Source organism: Streptomyces sp. NPDC029169, from assembly GCF_055563935.1.
In genome coordinates this window covers 570,039-584,437 of the sequence record NZ_JBVHXA010000002.1, presented here as the reverse complement: position 1 = coordinate 584,437, position 14,399 = coordinate 570,039, and the positions used below count along the sequence as shown (strand labels likewise).

The window sequence follows — 14,399 nt, the reverse complement described above, 5'->3', positions numbered from 1 at the left end:
TCGCCCAGGCCGTCGTTATGCGGATCGGGCGGGTCCCGGACAAGCAGTGGTACGGCGTTGGGGGTTGGCAGGCGATGGTGGTGCAGCGGTACGGGCGCAGGGGCGGGGCGTGGGCCGTCGCCGCAGCACTGATGGCCGGCGGATGCGCCGGCCCCGAGGACGCCAAGCCCGGCGGCGACCCGACCGCGACCGTACGGGGCGCGGCCGAGGTGCTGACCCGGGCCGGGACCTCCAAGACCAGCACCAGCATGGAGATGGCGGCCGGCGGGACGCGCGTGACCATCCGCGGCGAGGGCGGCTACGACTTCCGCCGCCGCACCGGCCGCCTCCAGGTCGTCCTGCCCAAGGACGCCGCCGGAGCCAGCGAGCACCGGCCCATCACCGAGCTTCTCGCCCCCGGCGCGCTCTATATGAAGAACCGCGGCGCGGGCGTGCCCGCCGACAAGTGGGTACGGGTGGACGTCACCACCCTGGACGACGGCAACCTCGTCACCAACGGGGCCACCGACCCGGCCGCCGCCGCCGAGCTGCTGCGCGGTGCGCAGCGCGTGACGTATGTCGGCGAGGTCGATCTGGCAGGGGTGAAAGTCAGCCACTATCGCGGAGTGACGGACATCGCGGTCGCCGCGCGTGCCGCCTCGCCGCAGGTGCGGGGGGCGCTCGCCGCGGCGGCGAAAGGGTTCGCCAAGGACACCGTCCCCTTCGACGCGTATCTGGACGGGGAAGGGCGGCTGCGCAAGGTCCGGCACCAGTTCAGCTTCGCCAACCAGGGGCGGACGGTCGCGGTCGCGTCGACGACGCTGCTGTACGGGTTCGGCACCCCCGTCGACGTACGGCTGCCGAACCGTAAGGACATCTACGCCGGAAAGATCAAGGTGTAGCGGTCACCGGAAGCCACCCGCAGGCCATTCCCAAATGGTCCGGACGTGTCATGCGCGGTGCGTGGCCCGCTCCCTACGCTGGGAGACCGACGCCGGCAGGAAGAGGTGAATGCGCGTGGCTCCGCCCAGTACCGCGACAGTGCCCACTGACCAGGACTACGTCGCTCTCGCCGAGATCGAGCTGTGCGGTGAGCTGATCATCGCGGCATCGGCTGTCGAGGGGGAGCGGCTCAGCGCGGACCGTATCGACGAGGTGCTGAGGGTCGGGGCCGCGATGGAGCGGGCCGACCATTGCTGACCTGAGAACCGGGGCCGTCGTCCTCGGCCCCGGTTCTCTCAGGTACGCATCATCCGCGCGATGGCCTTCGTGGCCTCCTCGACCTTCGCGTCGATCTCGTCGCCGCCCTTGGTCGCGGCGTCGGCGACGCAGTGCCGCAGGTGCTCCTCCAGGAGCTGGAGCGCGAAGGACTGCAGGGCCTTCGTGGAGGCCGAGACCTGCGTGAGTATGTCGATGCAGTAAGTGTCCTCGTCGACCATCCGCTGCAGACCGCGGATCTGGCCCTCGATCCGGCGCAGTCGCTTGAGGTGCTCGTCCTTCTGCTTGTGGTAGCCGTGCACGCCGTGGTCGTGGTCGGTCAGGGGTGCGGCGGTGTCGGGGGTGAGCTCGGCCGCATCGGTGGTCGTCATCGCGTACTCCCGTTGTCCAGAAAGGGTGTGTATACCCCTCGTGGGTATATGGTACCGATCCCCGCCGATCCGCGCGGGGGCCCGTGGCAGTTCACTGTGCCTGATGGGCGACACTGAAGGGACGCCGGTTAGCCGTGGCCGGATGATGCGCCTAGCATCAGCCTGACCGAAACCCAGCACCCCGAGGACCCCACGTGCGATTTCGTCTGACCCCCAGGGAGACGAGCTTCTACGACATGTTCGCCGCATCCGCGGACAACATCGTCACGGGCTCCAAGCTCCTGATGGAACTGCTCGGGGCGGAGCCTTCCGCCCGGGCCGAGATCGCGGAGCGGATGCGGGCAGCGGAACACGCCGGTGACGATGCGACCCACGCGATCTTCCACCAGCTCAACTCCTCTTTCATCACGCCCTTCGACCGCGAGGACATCTACTCCCTCGCGTCCTCCCTCGACGACATCATGGACTTCATGGAGGAGGCCGTCGACCTGGTCGTCCTCTATAACGTCGAAGAGCTTCCCAAGGGCGTCGAGCAGCAGATCGAGGTGCTGGCGCGGGCGGCCGTGCTGACCGCCGAGGCGATGCCGAACCTGCGGACGATGGACCACCTCACCGAGTACTGGATCGAGGTCAACCGGCTCGAGAACCAGGCCGACCAGATCCACCGCAAGCTGCTCGCCCACCTCTTCAACGGCAAGTACGACGCCATGGACGTGCTCAAGCTCAAGCAGATCGTGGACGTCCTCGAAGAGGCGGCCGACGCATTCGAGCACGTGGCGAACACGGTGGAGACCATCGCGGTCAAGGAGTCCTGAGCTTCGTGGACACCTTTGCGCTGATCGTGACCATCGGTGTCGCGCTCGGTTTTACGTATACCAATGGGTTCCACGACTCGGCCAATGCCATCGCCACGTCTGTTTCGACGCGGGCGCTGACCCCGCGAGCGGCGCTGGCGATGGCCGCGGTGATGAACCTCGCCGGAGCGTTCCTCGGCAGCGGGGTCGCGAAGACCGTCAGCGAGGGCCTGATCGAGACGCCGCACGGTGACAAGGGGATGGGCATCCTTTTCGCCGCGCTCGTCGGCGCGATCATCTGGAACCTGGTGACCTGGTACTTCGGTCTGCCGTCCTCCTCCTCGCACGCGCTGTTCGGCGGCATGGTGGGCGCGGCACTCGCCGGTGGTACGGAGGTGCTCTGGGGAGGCGTGCTCGACAAGGTCGTCATCCCGATGTTCATCTCGCCGGTCGTCGGTCTGCTGGCCGGTTACCTGGTCATGTGCCTGATCATGTGGATCTTCCGCAAGTCCAACCCGCACAAGACGAAGCGCGGCTTCCGCATCGCCCAGACGGTGTCGGCGGCGGGCATGGCGCTCGGTCACGGTCTTCAGGACGCCCAGAAGACGATGGGCATCGTGGTGATGGCGCTGGTCATCGCGGATGTGCAGCAGGCGGGCGACGAGATCCCGGTGTGGGTGAAGATCGCGTGCGCCGTGATGCTCTCGCTGGGTACGTACGCGGGTGGCTGGCGGATCATGCGGACGCTCGGCCGGAAGATCATCGAGCTGGATCCGCCGCAGGGGTTCGCGGCGGAGACGACGGGGGCGTCGATCATGTTCGGCTCGGCGTTCCTGTTCCACGCGCCGATCTCCACGACGCATGTGATCACGTCGGCGATCATGGGCGTGGGCGCCACGAAGCGCGTGAACGCGGTGCGGTGGGGGGTTGCGAAGAACATCGTGCTGGGGTGGTTCATCACGATGCCGGCCGCCGCGGTGGTCGCGGCGCTCAGCTTCTACGTGGTGCGCTTGTTCTTCGGGTGACGGGCCCAGGCCCCTGGGGTGTACGGGCCTGAAGGGGCGCCGCCCTCGTGGCGTTGTGCCCACCCGTTCCGCCCCTGCGGAACGTATGCCCACAACGTGGTTGGGCCCGGCTCCCTGTGGGGAGCCGGGCCCATTTCGTCTTGCGGTGGCACCGCCATGCAGCACCGCAGGACGTGTGGGGGAGCGTTTATCCGAAGCGGCCGGAGATGTAGTCCTCGGTCGCCTGGACGCTCGGGTTGGAGAAGATGCGCTCCGTGTCGTCGAGCTCGATCAGCTTGCCCGGCTGGCCCACGGCCGCCAGGTTGAAGAAGGCCGTACGGTCCGAGACGCGGGCGGCCTGCTGCATGTTGTGCGTCACGATGACGATCGTGAAGCGCTCCTTCAGCTCGCCGATCAGGTCCTCGATCGCCAGCGTCGAGATCGGGTCGAGCGCCGAGCAGGGCTCGTCCATCAGCAGGACGTCGGGCTCGACCGCGATCGCGCGGGCGATGCACAGACGCTGCTGCTGACCGCCGGAGAGGCCGGAGCCCGGCTTGTTCAGGCGGTCCTTGACCTCGTTCCAGAGGTTCGCGCCCTTGAGGGAGCGCTCGACGATCTCGTTGAGCTGCGCCTTCTTGTAGCTGCCCTGCAGCCGCAGGCCCGCCGCCACGTTGTCGAAGATCGACATGGTGGGGAAGGGGTTCGGGCGCTGGAACACCATGCCGACCGTGCGGCGCACGGCGACCGGGTCGACCCCGGCGCCGTACAGGTCCTGGTCGTCCAGGAGGACCTTGCCCTCGACGCGGCCACCGGGGGTGACCTCGTGCATGCGGTTCAGGGTGCGCAGGAACGTGGACTTGCCGCAGCCGGAGGGGCCGATGAAGGCCGTCACCGAGCGGGGCTCGACCGTCATGGAGATGTCGTCGATCGCCTTGTGGGCGCCGTAGTACGCGGAGAGGCCGCTGACGTCGATTCGCTTGGCCATATCAATTCACTTCCAGGGTGGCCGCGGTCAGCGGCTGGTCTTGGGGGCCTTCCAGCGGGCGATGCCGCGGGCCACCAGGTTGAGGATCATGACGAAGGCGATCAGGACGAGCGCTGCGGCCCAGGCACGGGACACGGCGGCGTCGGTGCCGACCGCGTACTGCTCGTACACGTAGAGCGGCAGCGAGGACTGGGCGCCTTCGAAGGGGTTCGGGTTGATCAGCTTCGTACCGAACACGAGGAGCAGGACGGGGGCCGTCTCACCGGTGATGCGGGCGACCGCGAGCATGACGCCCGTGGTGATGCCGCCGATCGCGGTGGGCAGGACCACCTTCAGGATCGTGCGCCACTTCGGGATGCCGAGCGCGAGGGAGGCCTCGCGCAGCTCGTTCGGGACGAGCTTGAGCATCTCCTCGGTGGAGCGGACCACGACCGGCATCATCAGGATCGCGAGGGCCATCGCGCCGGCGAATCCGGAGGGCCCGAAGCCCAGCATCAGATTCCAGGTGGCGAGGATGAACAGACCCGCGACGATCGACGGGATGCCCGTCATGACGTCGACGAAGAAGGTGACGGCCTGGGCGAGCTTCCCGCCGCCGTACTCGACGAGGTAGACCGCGGTCAGCAGGCCGATCGGCGCGGCGATCAGGGTCGCGATGCCGACCTGCTCGATCGTGCCGAGCAGCGCGTGGTAGACACCGCCGCCGGCCTCGGCGTCGAGGACGCCGTTCATCGAGTGGGTGAGGAAGTACGGGTCGAGGGCTTCCATGCCCTTGCTGATCGTGACCCAGGCGAGCGAGAGCAGCGGGACGACGGCCAGGATGAAGCAGACCCAGACGAGGCTGGTCGCGACCCGGTCCTTGGCCTGGCGGGTGCCCTCGACCTTGGAGGTGATCGCGTACGTCGCGAGGACGAAGAACAGCGCGGCGATCAGGCCCCACTGGATCTTGCTGTGCCAGCCGGCGCCGAGTCCGAGGCCGACAGCGGCGGCGATCGACCCTACGGCGGTGGCGAAGGGGGTCCAGCGGGGGAGCCGGGAGTGCTTGAGCGGATCGTGCTTCACCGCGACGGTCACGGGAGGACGGTCCTGTACGGCGTTGTGGCTCATGCGTTGGCCCCCGAGTACTCCTTGCGGCGGGCGATGATCCACCGGGCCGCGCCGTTGACCAGCAGGGTGATGACGAAGAGGACGAGACCGGAGGCGATCAGGGCGTCCCGGCCGAACTCGTCGGCCTCGTTGAACTTCGCGGCGATGTTCTGGGCGAACGTGCCGCCGCCCGGGTCGAGCAGGTGGCCCGAGAAGACGAAGCTGGGGGACAGCACGACGGCGACGGCCATCGTCTCGCCGAGCGCGCGGCCGAGGCCCAGCATCGAGGCGGAGATGATGCCCGAGCGGCCGAAGGGGAGGACCGACATCCGGATGACCTCCCAGCGCGTGGCGCCGAGGGCGAGGGCGGCCTCTTCCTGCGTCTGCGGGACCTGGAGGAAGACCTCGCGGGTCACGTTGGTGATGATCGGCAGGATCATGATCGCCAGCAGGATGCCCACGGTGAAGAGGTTGCGGGCGACGCCGTCGCTGGCCTTGTCGAAGATGTACGTCCAGCCCATGTACTCGTCGAGCCACTGGTTGAGCCCGTCGAGGTACGGCACGAGGAAGATCGCGCCCCAGAGGCCGTAGATGATGCTGGGCACGGCGGCGAGCAGGTCGACCACGTACGCGAGCGGCTTGGCCAGCCTGCGCGGGGCGTAGTGGGAGATGAACAGCGCGATGCCGATGGCGACCGGCACGGCGATGACCATCGCGATGATCGACGAGACGACCGTGCCGAAGGCGAGGACGGCAATGCCGAAGGCCGGCGGGTTGGCCGCCGGGTTCCACTCGAAGGTGGTGAAGAAGTTCGTGGAGTCCTGGGAGACCGCGAGGACCGCGCGGTAGGTGAGGAAGCCCGCGATCGCGGCCATGATCACCAGGAGGGTGATGCCGGATCCCCGGGACAGCCCGAGGAAGACCCGGTCGCCCGGGCGCGTCGCGCTCTTGGCGCGCCGGCTGTTTCGTATCTGTGGTGTGGTTGTCGTAACCATTCTGGTTTCTCCGGTCTGCGGAGCCGGTACGGATGTACGGGCTCCTGGCGGCGGTGCACCGGATGCCGGGACCGGTCCGTCACTCGTGGGCGACGGACCGGCCCCGGCCGGGGATCAGGACAGGGTGGGGACGATCGCGCGGACCTTGGTCGCGATGTCGGCCGGGAGCGGGGCGTAACCGGCATCGGCGAGGACCTTCTGGCCCTCCTCGCTGACGGTGTAGTTGAGGAACGCCTTCAGGGTCGGCAGGGTCTCCGCCTTGTTGCCCTTGTCGCAGGCGATCTCGTAGGTGACGAGGATCAGCGGGTAGGCGCCCTCGGCCTTGGTGGCGTAGTCGAGGGAGAGGGCCATGTCGGAGCCGGTGCCCTTGACCTTCGCGGCGGCGATGGCCTTGGACGCGTTCTCCGGGGTGGCCTCGACCGGGGCGGAGGCGCCGGTGTTCACCTTGACCGTGGAGATCTTGTTGGCGGTCGCGTAGGAGAGCTCGAAGTAGCCGATGGAGCCCTCGGCGTCCTTGACCGCGGTGGCGACACCGGAGGAACCGTTGGCGGCCTGGCCACCCGGGGCGGGCCACGACTTCGTCTTCGGGTCGTGCTTCCAGTCGGCCGGGGCGGCGGTGGAGAGGTACTTGCCCAGGTTCTGGGTGGTGCCCGACTCGTCGGAGCGGTGGAACGCCTGGATGCTGGTGTCCGGCAGCTTGACGCCCGGGTTCAGCTTGGCGATCGCCGGGTCGTTCCACTTCTTGATGTCGGTGTTGAAGATCTTGGCGATGGTGGGGGCGTCCAGGACCAGGTTGTCCACGCCGTCCAGCTTGTAACCGATGGCGATGGGGCCACCGACCATCGGCAGGTTGATGCCCTTGCCGCCCTTGCAGATCTTCTGCGACTCGGCGACCTCTTCGTCCTTCAGGGCGGAGTCGGAGCCCGCGAAGGCGACCTGGCCCTGGTTGAACTTGGTGATACCGCCGCCGGAGCCGATGGCCTGGTAGTTGACCTCGACGCCGGAGCAGGCCTCCTGGAAGTTCTTGACCCAGAGGTCCATCGCGTTCTTCTGCGCGGAGGAGCCCGCCGCGAGGAGCTGGCCCTTGGCGCCGTCGCACTTGATGTTCGACGCGGCGGCCGTGGTCTTCTCGCCGTTCGGCGTCTCGCCGGTGTTGTTGTCCGAACCACACGCCGACAGGACGAGGGCGCCGGAAACGACGAGGGCACCGATCGCGGAGGCGCGAAGCCCGTTCTTGCGCGAAAGCTTCACTTTCGGGTGTTCCTTCCAGAAGCCGCCTGCCGCGGACCGGGTGTCCTGAACGTTGTACGGCGGCGTGTGTCGGGGTTGGGGGCGCAGCGCTGGGGTTGCGCACCTTGTACGACCGAAATTAGGCAGAACAGGTGAAGCGGCCGACGGGAGAGGGTGAACGGAAAGTGAACCGTGTCGTAAGGCGCGGTGCGGGGCCCTTGGGCGGGCGGCCGACCGGGCAAGGGCGCGGGGCACGTGGGCGCCGGGGGCACGGGGCGGACGCGCCCGCAGGGGCGCCGTTCCGTGTGCCCAATCGTTCCGCCCCAGCGGAACGATTGCCCACACGGGAGTGGGCGGGTGGGGCAGCGGAAAGGTTGCCCGCGACTAGTGCGAGAGGAGTGCGTCGACCAGCTCGCGGTCTCGTTGTTGGGTCAGGCGGGCGCAGGCCTCCGTCGGCGTGAACCACTCGACGCGGTCGATCTCCCGTGATGGCTTGAATGTGCCGCCCAGGGCCTCGGCCGACCAGTACGCGACCTCCTTCGGGCGGCCGTCCGCCAGGTAGCGGGCCGTCGGGAGGCGCGGGCCGAGGATGCAGGACTGGCCTGTCTCCTCCCGTACCTCCCGTACCGCGCACTCCTCGGCCGACTCGCCGTGCTTCAGCTTCCCCTTCGGGTGCGACCAGTCGCCGTATTTCGGTCGATGAACCAGAGCGATCTCGATGCCCTGGCCCGAGGGGGCCGGGCGCCAGAGGACGCAGCCCGCCGCCCGGATCACGGCACCGGCGCCGTGGCGTGCTGCCAGGCGCGCTGGAAGGCGAAGCGGGCCGCTTCGACCTCGTGGCGCTGGTCCGCGTGGAGGACGCCCAGTGCGTACGCGGTGGCCGGGGCTATACGGGGCGTGCGGGCGGCCGCGGCCGCGGCGGCGGCCGCCTCGGAGGCGTCGCGGTGGCGGTCCAGGGCCCGGCCGGCCTCGCCGAGGACCGGGTCGGGGGCGGCGCCGCCGTGCAGGACCTCGCACGCGTACCGGTGCAGCCGCAGCAGCAGCCGGGTCTGGTGCCAGGGGACGTCCTGCGCCTCGCCGGCCGCGAGGGCGAGCGCGTCGGCGTTGTACGGGTGGGCCGCGCGCGCCAGCGGCAGGCCGGACACGGCCTCCATGAGGCGGCGCTCGACGACCGCGGCCGGTGCGTCGAGGACCTCGAGGGCCTGGGCCGACCCGGCGGGCCCGAGCGGCACCTCGGAGGCGAGGAGCGCGACCGCGTCCGCGACCGCGTGGAAGCGGGAGGAGCCCAGCGCCTGGAGCGCGGCGGAGTGGGCGCGCGTACGGGCCAGGGTGAGCTGGCGTTCGAGCAGGGCACCGGCCCGGGCGGCACCGACCGACAATCCGGGGCCCCCCTCCGTACCGCGCGCTGCCGGGACGGGGCTCCCGCCGCTCGGCAGACCGGGGCCCGCCTCCGTACCGCGCGCCCCGGGGACGGGACCGCTCCCGCTCGGCAGGCCGGGGCTCCCCTCCGTACCGCGCGCTGCCGGGACCGGGCCCCCGCTGCTCCCCTCCGTACCCCGCGGCGCCGGGACGGGACCCTGCCCGCCGTTCGACAGGCGGGACAGGGCGTCCACCAGGCGGATGAGGCGTGCCGTGCAGGCGTGCTCCAGGGCGAGGGTGCCGGAGAGCCAGGTCAGCTCGGTGCGGAGCTGGTCGGCCCAGGGGGCGTCGAGCAGCGGCCGGAAGGTGTGCAGCGTCCCGCCGATGCGGCGGGCGGCGGCCCGCAGGGACCGGGCGGCCTCCGCCGCGCCGGCCGTGTCCGCGCCGCTCTCCGTGTGCAGGCGGAGAGCGCGCAGGAAGTCTCCGGCCCGCGCCTGGAGGTAGGGGGAGAGGACCTCTCCCGCCGTGACGCCCGCAGTGGCGGAAAGGTGGTCAGGGCTTTGCACGCCGGCGCCTCCGCGCGTCGATGAGCATCTCCTGGACGTGCCGCAGCGGCTGGCCCTCGGGGTCGGTCGCGTGGCGCGTCCAGTTCCCGTCCGGGCCGAGGTGCCAGGAGGAGGTGGTGTCGGACATTCCGGTCTCCAGGAGCCGGGTCAGGGCCGCCCGGTGGGCCGGGTCGGAGACCCGGACCAGGGCCTCGATGCGCCGGTCGAGGTTCCGGTGCATCATGTCGGCGCTGCCCAGCCAGACCTCGGGCTCGCCGCCGTTGCCGAAGGCGAAGATCCGGGAGTGCTCCAGGAAGCGGCCGAGGATCGAGCGGACCCGGATGTTCTCGGAGAGGCCGGGGACGCCCGGGCGGATCGCGCAGATGCCGCGGACCCAGATGTCGACCGGGACGCCCGCCTGCGAGGCCCGGTAGCAGGCGTCGATGACCGCCTCGTCGACCATCGAGTTGACCTTGATCCGGACGTACGCCGGCCGGCCCGCCTGGTGGTGGGCGATCTCCTTGTGGATCCGGGAGACCAGACCGTCGCGCAGGGACTTCGGGGCGGTGAGCAGTCGGCGGTAGGTCTCGCGGCGGGAGTAGCCGGAGAGCCGGTTGAACAGGTCGGAGAGGTCGGCGCCGACCTGCGGGTCGGCGGTGAGCAGGCCGAGGTCCTCGTAGAGCCGGGCCGTCTTCGGGTGGTAGTTGCCGGTGCCGACGTGCGAGTAACGGCGCAGCACGTCGCCCTCCTGCCGGACGACCAGCGACAGCTTGCAGTGCGTCTTCAGGCCCACGAGGCCGTAGACGACATGGCAGCCGGCCTCCTCCAGCTTGCGCGCCCACTTGATGTTGGCCCCTTCGTCGAAGCGGGCCTTGATCTCGACGAGGACGAGGACCTGCTTGCCGTTCTCGGCGGCGTCGATCAGGGCGTCGACTATCGGGGACTTGCCGGAGGTCCGGTACAGCGTCTGCTTGATCGCGAGGACGTCCGGGTCGGCGGCCGCCTGCTCCAGGAAGGCCTGGACGGAGGTGGAGAAGGAGTCGTACGGGTGGTGCAGCAGCACGTCCCGCTCGCGCAGCGCCATGAAGATGTCGGGCGCGGACGCTGACTCGACCTCGGCGAGGTCCCGGTGGGTGCCGGCGACGAACTTGGGGTACTTCAGCTCGGGCCGCTCGAGCGAGGCGATCCCGAAGAGGCCGGTCAGGTCGAGCGGGCCGGGCAGCGGGTAGACCTCGGCGTCGGAGACCTTCAGCTCGCGGACGAGCAGGTCGAGGACGTACGGGTCGATGGACTCCTCGACCTCCAGGCGGACCGGCGGGCCGAAGCGGCGGCGCAGGAGCTCCTTCTCCAGGGCCTGGAGCAGGTTCTCGGCGTCGTCCTCCTCGACCTCCAGGTCCTCGTTCCGCGTCACCCGGAACATGTGGTGGGCCAGCACCTCCATGCCAGGGAAGAGCTCCTCCAGGTGCGCCGCGATGACGTCCTCCAGCGGGACGTAACGCTGCGGGGAGGCCTCCAGGAAGCGGGAGAGCAGGGGCGGAACCTTGACGCGGGCGAAGTGCCGGTGGCCGCTGACCGGGTTGCGTACGACCACGGCCAGGTTCAGGGACAGGCCGGAGATGTACGGGAAGGGGTGCGCGGGGTCCACGGCCAGCGGCGTGAGGACCGGGAAGATCTGCTGGCGGAACAGGGTGAAGAGGCGCGCCTGCTCCTTCTCGGTGAGGTCGGGCCAGCGGATGAGGTGGATGCCCTCGTCGGCGAGGGCCGGGGCGACGTCCTGCTGGTAGCAGGCGGCGTGCCGGGCCATGAGCTCGCGCGAGCGGGTCCAGATCAGCTCCAGGACCTCGCGGGGCTGCAGCCCGGAGGCGGAGCGGGTGGCGACGCCGGTGGCGATGCGGCGCTTGAGACCGGCCACGCGGACCATGAAGAACTCGTCGAGGTTCGACGCGAAGATCGCGAGGAAGTTCGCCCGTTCGAGGAGGGGCGTGTTGGGGTCCTCGGCCAGTTCGAGGACGCGCTCGTTGAACGCGAGCCAGCTGCGTTCGCGGTCGAGGAAGCGGCCCTGGGGGAGTTCTCCGGCAGTGCCCTCGTCCACGTACGCGTCGACGTCGGTGTCCAGCTCGGGTGCCAGGTCCGAGGCCGGGCCCGGGTGGACGGCGTACGGGCGGTGCGCGGCTATGGAACCGACCGTGGGCTGCGCGTTCTGCTGCGTGGCCGGTTCGCCGTTCGGGAGCCCGTTCGCGGGCTTCTTCGCGGACGTCTTGGGGGACGCCTTCGGCGACGTCCTCGCGTTCTTCGCGTTCTTCGCGGACGGCGTGGCGGAGGGCTGGACCGGGACCTCGGCGGGCTGGTGGCTCATGGCCCCATTCTTCCGCGCGAAGGGGTGGTCAGGCGCGTCGGAGCGGGCCGTGGGCGCGGGAAGTCTCCCTTTGGGGAGCCCCTGGGGGCGCCCCTGGGCACGAGGAGGCACGGCGGGCTGCATTGCGTGAGCGTCGCAAGCGCGTCTGAATGGCTGGTAACAACGACATGACGTGCGGGAATCGGGGGCGGGGCCCCTGAAGGCCCCGCCGACCGGTTTTCGGTGGCTCGATCCGTACGTTACCCGTGCCGGGCGTTACGGGTGCTGGCCGCTACGGGTGCCGGGGTGCTACGGGTGCCGGGTGCGCAGGACCCGGAAGGCGGCGAGGAGGGCGAGGGCGGCGAGGGCGAGGACGATGCCGGTCTCGATGAGCTGGGTGGGCCAGAAGTGGGAGGCCGGGTGGTAGTCCACGTACTGGGCGGCGATGCCCTCGTCGGCCCGGCACACCCCGCTCCCGTTCAGCGGCTCGGGGCAGTACCAGAGGGGCAGCCGCTGCCCGGTGGTGGAGAGCAGTCCGGACTCCGTCGGGAAGCCGCCGTCGGGCACCCAGAGCGTGGGACCGTACGGGCCCGTGATCGTCTGCACCGGCAGGAGATCCCAGCGCAGCGCGCTCAGCGTGAGCAGCACCGCCCCCACCGTCACCCCCGTCGCCGCCATGGCCACGACCGTGCGCCGCACGAGCTGGCCGACGAGCGCGCCGACCGCGAGCGCGAGCAGGGCCTGCGCCACGAGGAGGGGGCCGGTCGCCTCGTACGTACCCCGCTCCTCCCAGGTGAACTGCCAGTCACCCGCCACCCGGGGGAGGCCGAGTCCGTAGACGGCCATCAGCGCGAGCGTGCCCACCACCGTCACCGCGGCGGCCGTCAGCAGCTTCGAGGCGAGCCAGCGGGCCGGGGTGACGGACTGGGTCAGGGCCAGCTTGTACGTCCCCGATTCCAGCTCGCGGGCGACCATCGGGCCCGCGACGAAGGCGCCGACGAGCAGGGGGAGGAGGACCATGCCCACGGCGAAGTACTCCATGCCGATCCGGAGCAGGGCGTAGCCGTTGTCCTGGTTGGTGCCCGGGACGCGGGAGTCCCAGAAGCGCAGGCCTCCCACGCAGACCAGGCCTAGGGCGACGGTCGCCGCGGCCACCCACAGCGCCCGCCGGTGCTGGCGGACCGTCACCCAGTACGGGCCCTTCAACGCGAGGCTGCTCATGCGGAGGCTCCTTCGGGGGTGCGGGTGGCGCGGAGGTGGGCCAGGAGGAGGTCCTCCAGGGATGGCTGGGTGGTGTCCCACGGGCCCTCGACGGGGCCCTCCCTCCGTACCAGGGCGGTCAGTTGACGGCCCGTCGTACGGGACTCGACGACCGTGTGCGGGGCGAGGTCCGCGACCGGGCCGGTGAGCAGGGTGTGCGCCGCGAGGAGGTCCTCGATCGCGCCGTCGAGGCGGATCCGGCCGCCGTCGACGAGGAGCAGGTGGTCGCAGGCGCCCTCCAGCTCGCCGAGGATGTGCGAGGACATGACGACCGTCGTGCCGCGCTCGGCCGCGTCGGCCATCAGGACGCCCATGAGCTGGTGGCGGGCGAGCGGATCCAGGTCGGCCATGGGCTCGTCGAGGAGCATCAGGTCGGGCCGCTTGCCGAGCGCCAGGGCGAGCGCGACGCGGGTGCGCTGGCCGCCGGAGAGGCTGCGGACGCGGGCGCCGGGGTCGAGCTCGCCGGTGATCCGCTCGGCCACGGCACCGTCCCAGCGCCCGGGGTTGAGCTCGCGGCCCATCCGCAGCGTCTCGGCGACGGTGAGCTGCGGGTAGAGCGGCTTGTCCTGGGCGACGTACGCGAGGTTCTCGCGGGCGGGGGCCTGGATCGTGCCCTCGGTGGGCCTGAGCAGACCCGCCGCGAGGGCCAGGAGCGTCGACTTGCCGGCGCCGTTGGGGCCGACGAGCGCGCAGACGCGGCCGGCGGGGAGAGCGAAGGTGCAGTCTCGCAGGGCCCAGCCGGGTCCCCGTCCTCCGTACCGTTTGCCGAGGCCCTCGGTGCTCAGGGCCGTACCACTGGTCATGCGTCCCCCTCGAAGAATTCCTTCAGTACGGAAGTGAAGAGCGCGGCCACGTCGTCCCTCTCCAGGCCGGCCTCCCGCGCCCGGCGCGCCCAGTCGGCGAGTTCGCCCCGCAGGGGCGAGTCCGCAGGGCTGGTCCCGAGCGTCGCGCGGACGAAGGTGCCGAGGCCCCGGCGGGCCTCGACGAGGCCCTCGCGTTCCAGCTCGCGGTAGGCCTTGAGGACCGTGTTCGGGTTGATGGCCGTCGCCTCGACGACCTCGCGCGCGGTGGGCAGCCGGTCGCCCGGTTCAAGCAGGCCCATACGGAGGGCCTGTTTGGTCTGCTGGACGATCTGGAGGTAGGTGGCGACGCCGCTGCGCCGGTCGATGCGGTACTCGAGCATGTCGTTCTTCCACCACCCTTTCACTAATCAAGTAGTGAAAGGGTGGTGGAAAGCA

The 14,399-nt window shown here is 70.4% G+C and carries 15 protein-coding genes; 4 read left to right on the top strand and 11 right to left on the bottom strand.

The features are described from left to right. Positions 1-74 precede the first annotated feature (74 nt). Positions 75-881 carry an SCO4651 family lipoprotein gene (locus ACZ4VI_RS06570; RefSeq protein WP_467997194.1) on the top strand — a complete coding sequence of 269 codons (807 nt, stop codon included), beginning with the start codon at positions 75-77 and terminating at the stop codon, positions 879-881. A 109-nt stretch (positions 882-990) separates the two neighbouring features. Next, positions 991-1,179, top strand: coding sequence for a hypothetical protein (locus ACZ4VI_RS06565; RefSeq protein WP_467997192.1), 189 nt, complete (start codon positions 991-993; stop codon positions 1,177-1,179). Positions 1,180-1,217: 38 nt separating this feature from the next. Here ACZ4VI_RS06565 and ACZ4VI_RS06560 read toward each other — a convergent pair whose 3' ends face one another. Continuing rightward, positions 1,218-1,568, bottom strand: coding sequence for a metal-sensitive transcriptional regulator (locus ACZ4VI_RS06560; RefSeq protein WP_467997191.1), 351 nt, complete (start codon positions 1,566-1,568; stop codon positions 1,218-1,220). 194 nt (positions 1,569-1,762) lie between these two features. Here ACZ4VI_RS06560 and ACZ4VI_RS06555 point away from each other — a divergent pair, with 194 nt between their 5' ends. Continuing rightward, entirely contained in the window at positions 1,763-2,383 is a 621-nt protein-coding gene (locus ACZ4VI_RS06555) for a DUF47 domain-containing protein (protein ID WP_467997189.1), read from the top strand. 5 nt (positions 2,384-2,388) lie between these two features. Further along, entirely contained in the window at positions 2,389-3,387 is a 999-nt protein-coding gene (locus ACZ4VI_RS06550; RefSeq protein ID WP_467997187.1) for an inorganic phosphate transporter, read from the top strand. Positions 3,388-3,574: 187 nt separating this feature from the next. On the opposite strand, the gene pstB is transcribed toward ACZ4VI_RS06550, so the two are convergent. The 10 genes from pstB to ACZ4VI_RS06500 form a co-directional block, all read right to left on the bottom strand. Continuing rightward, a complete protein-coding gene (gene pstB / locus ACZ4VI_RS06545; RefSeq protein ID WP_467997186.1) occupies positions 3,575-4,351 on the bottom strand; it encodes a phosphate ABC transporter ATP-binding protein PstB in 777 nt (258 codons plus the stop codon). A gap of 27 nt (positions 4,352-4,378) precedes the next feature. After that, a complete protein-coding gene (gene pstA, locus ACZ4VI_RS06540) occupies positions 4,379-5,458 on the bottom strand; it encodes a phosphate ABC transporter permease PstA (protein WP_467997184.1) in 1,080 nt (359 codons plus the stop codon). Next, complete coding sequence (gene pstC, locus ACZ4VI_RS06535) at positions 5,455-6,432, bottom strand: phosphate ABC transporter permease subunit PstC (RefSeq protein WP_467997182.1); 978 nt, start codon at positions 6,430-6,432, stop codon at positions 5,455-5,457. The genes pstA and pstC overlap by 4 nt, the downstream gene beginning before the upstream one ends. Positions 6,433-6,546: 114 nt before the next feature. Then, positions 6,547-7,683, bottom strand: a complete 1,137-nt coding sequence (pstS, locus tag ACZ4VI_RS06530; RefSeq protein WP_467997180.1) for a phosphate ABC transporter substrate-binding protein PstS — start codon at positions 7,681-7,683, stop codon at positions 6,547-6,549. A gap of 363 nt (positions 7,684-8,046) precedes the next feature. Next, positions 8,047-8,436: an NUDIX hydrolase gene (locus tag ACZ4VI_RS06525; RefSeq protein WP_467997178.1), complete on the bottom strand. Its 390-nt coding sequence runs from the start codon at positions 8,434-8,436 to the stop codon at positions 8,047-8,049. Then, a complete protein-coding gene (locus ACZ4VI_RS06520) occupies positions 8,433-9,587 on the bottom strand; it encodes a CHAD domain-containing protein (RefSeq protein WP_467997176.1) in 1,155 nt (384 codons plus the stop codon). The genes ACZ4VI_RS06525 and ACZ4VI_RS06520 overlap by 4 nt, the downstream gene beginning before the upstream one ends. Next, a complete protein-coding gene (locus tag ACZ4VI_RS06515) occupies positions 9,574-11,922 on the bottom strand; it encodes an RNA degradosome polyphosphate kinase (RefSeq protein WP_467997174.1) in 2,349 nt (782 codons plus the stop codon). Before ACZ4VI_RS06515 ends, ACZ4VI_RS06520 begins: the two co-directional genes overlap by 14 nt. Positions 11,923-12,210: 288 nt before the next feature. Continuing rightward, positions 12,211-13,122: an ABC transporter permease gene (locus ACZ4VI_RS06510; protein ID WP_467997173.1), complete on the bottom strand. Its 912-nt coding sequence runs from the start codon at positions 13,120-13,122 to the stop codon at positions 12,211-12,213. Further along, positions 13,119-13,964, bottom strand: coding sequence for an ABC transporter ATP-binding protein (locus tag ACZ4VI_RS06505; RefSeq protein WP_467997171.1), 846 nt, complete (start codon positions 13,962-13,964; stop codon positions 13,119-13,121). The genes ACZ4VI_RS06510 and ACZ4VI_RS06505 overlap by 4 nt, the downstream gene beginning before the upstream one ends. Continuing rightward, the gene (locus ACZ4VI_RS06500; protein ID WP_467997170.1) at positions 13,961-14,344 is read right to left on the bottom strand and encodes a GntR family transcriptional regulator; all 384 of its coding nucleotides are present in this window, start codon (positions 14,342-14,344) and stop codon (positions 13,961-13,963) included. Before ACZ4VI_RS06500 ends, ACZ4VI_RS06505 begins: the two co-directional genes overlap by 4 nt. Positions 14,345-14,399: the final 55 nt, after the last annotated feature.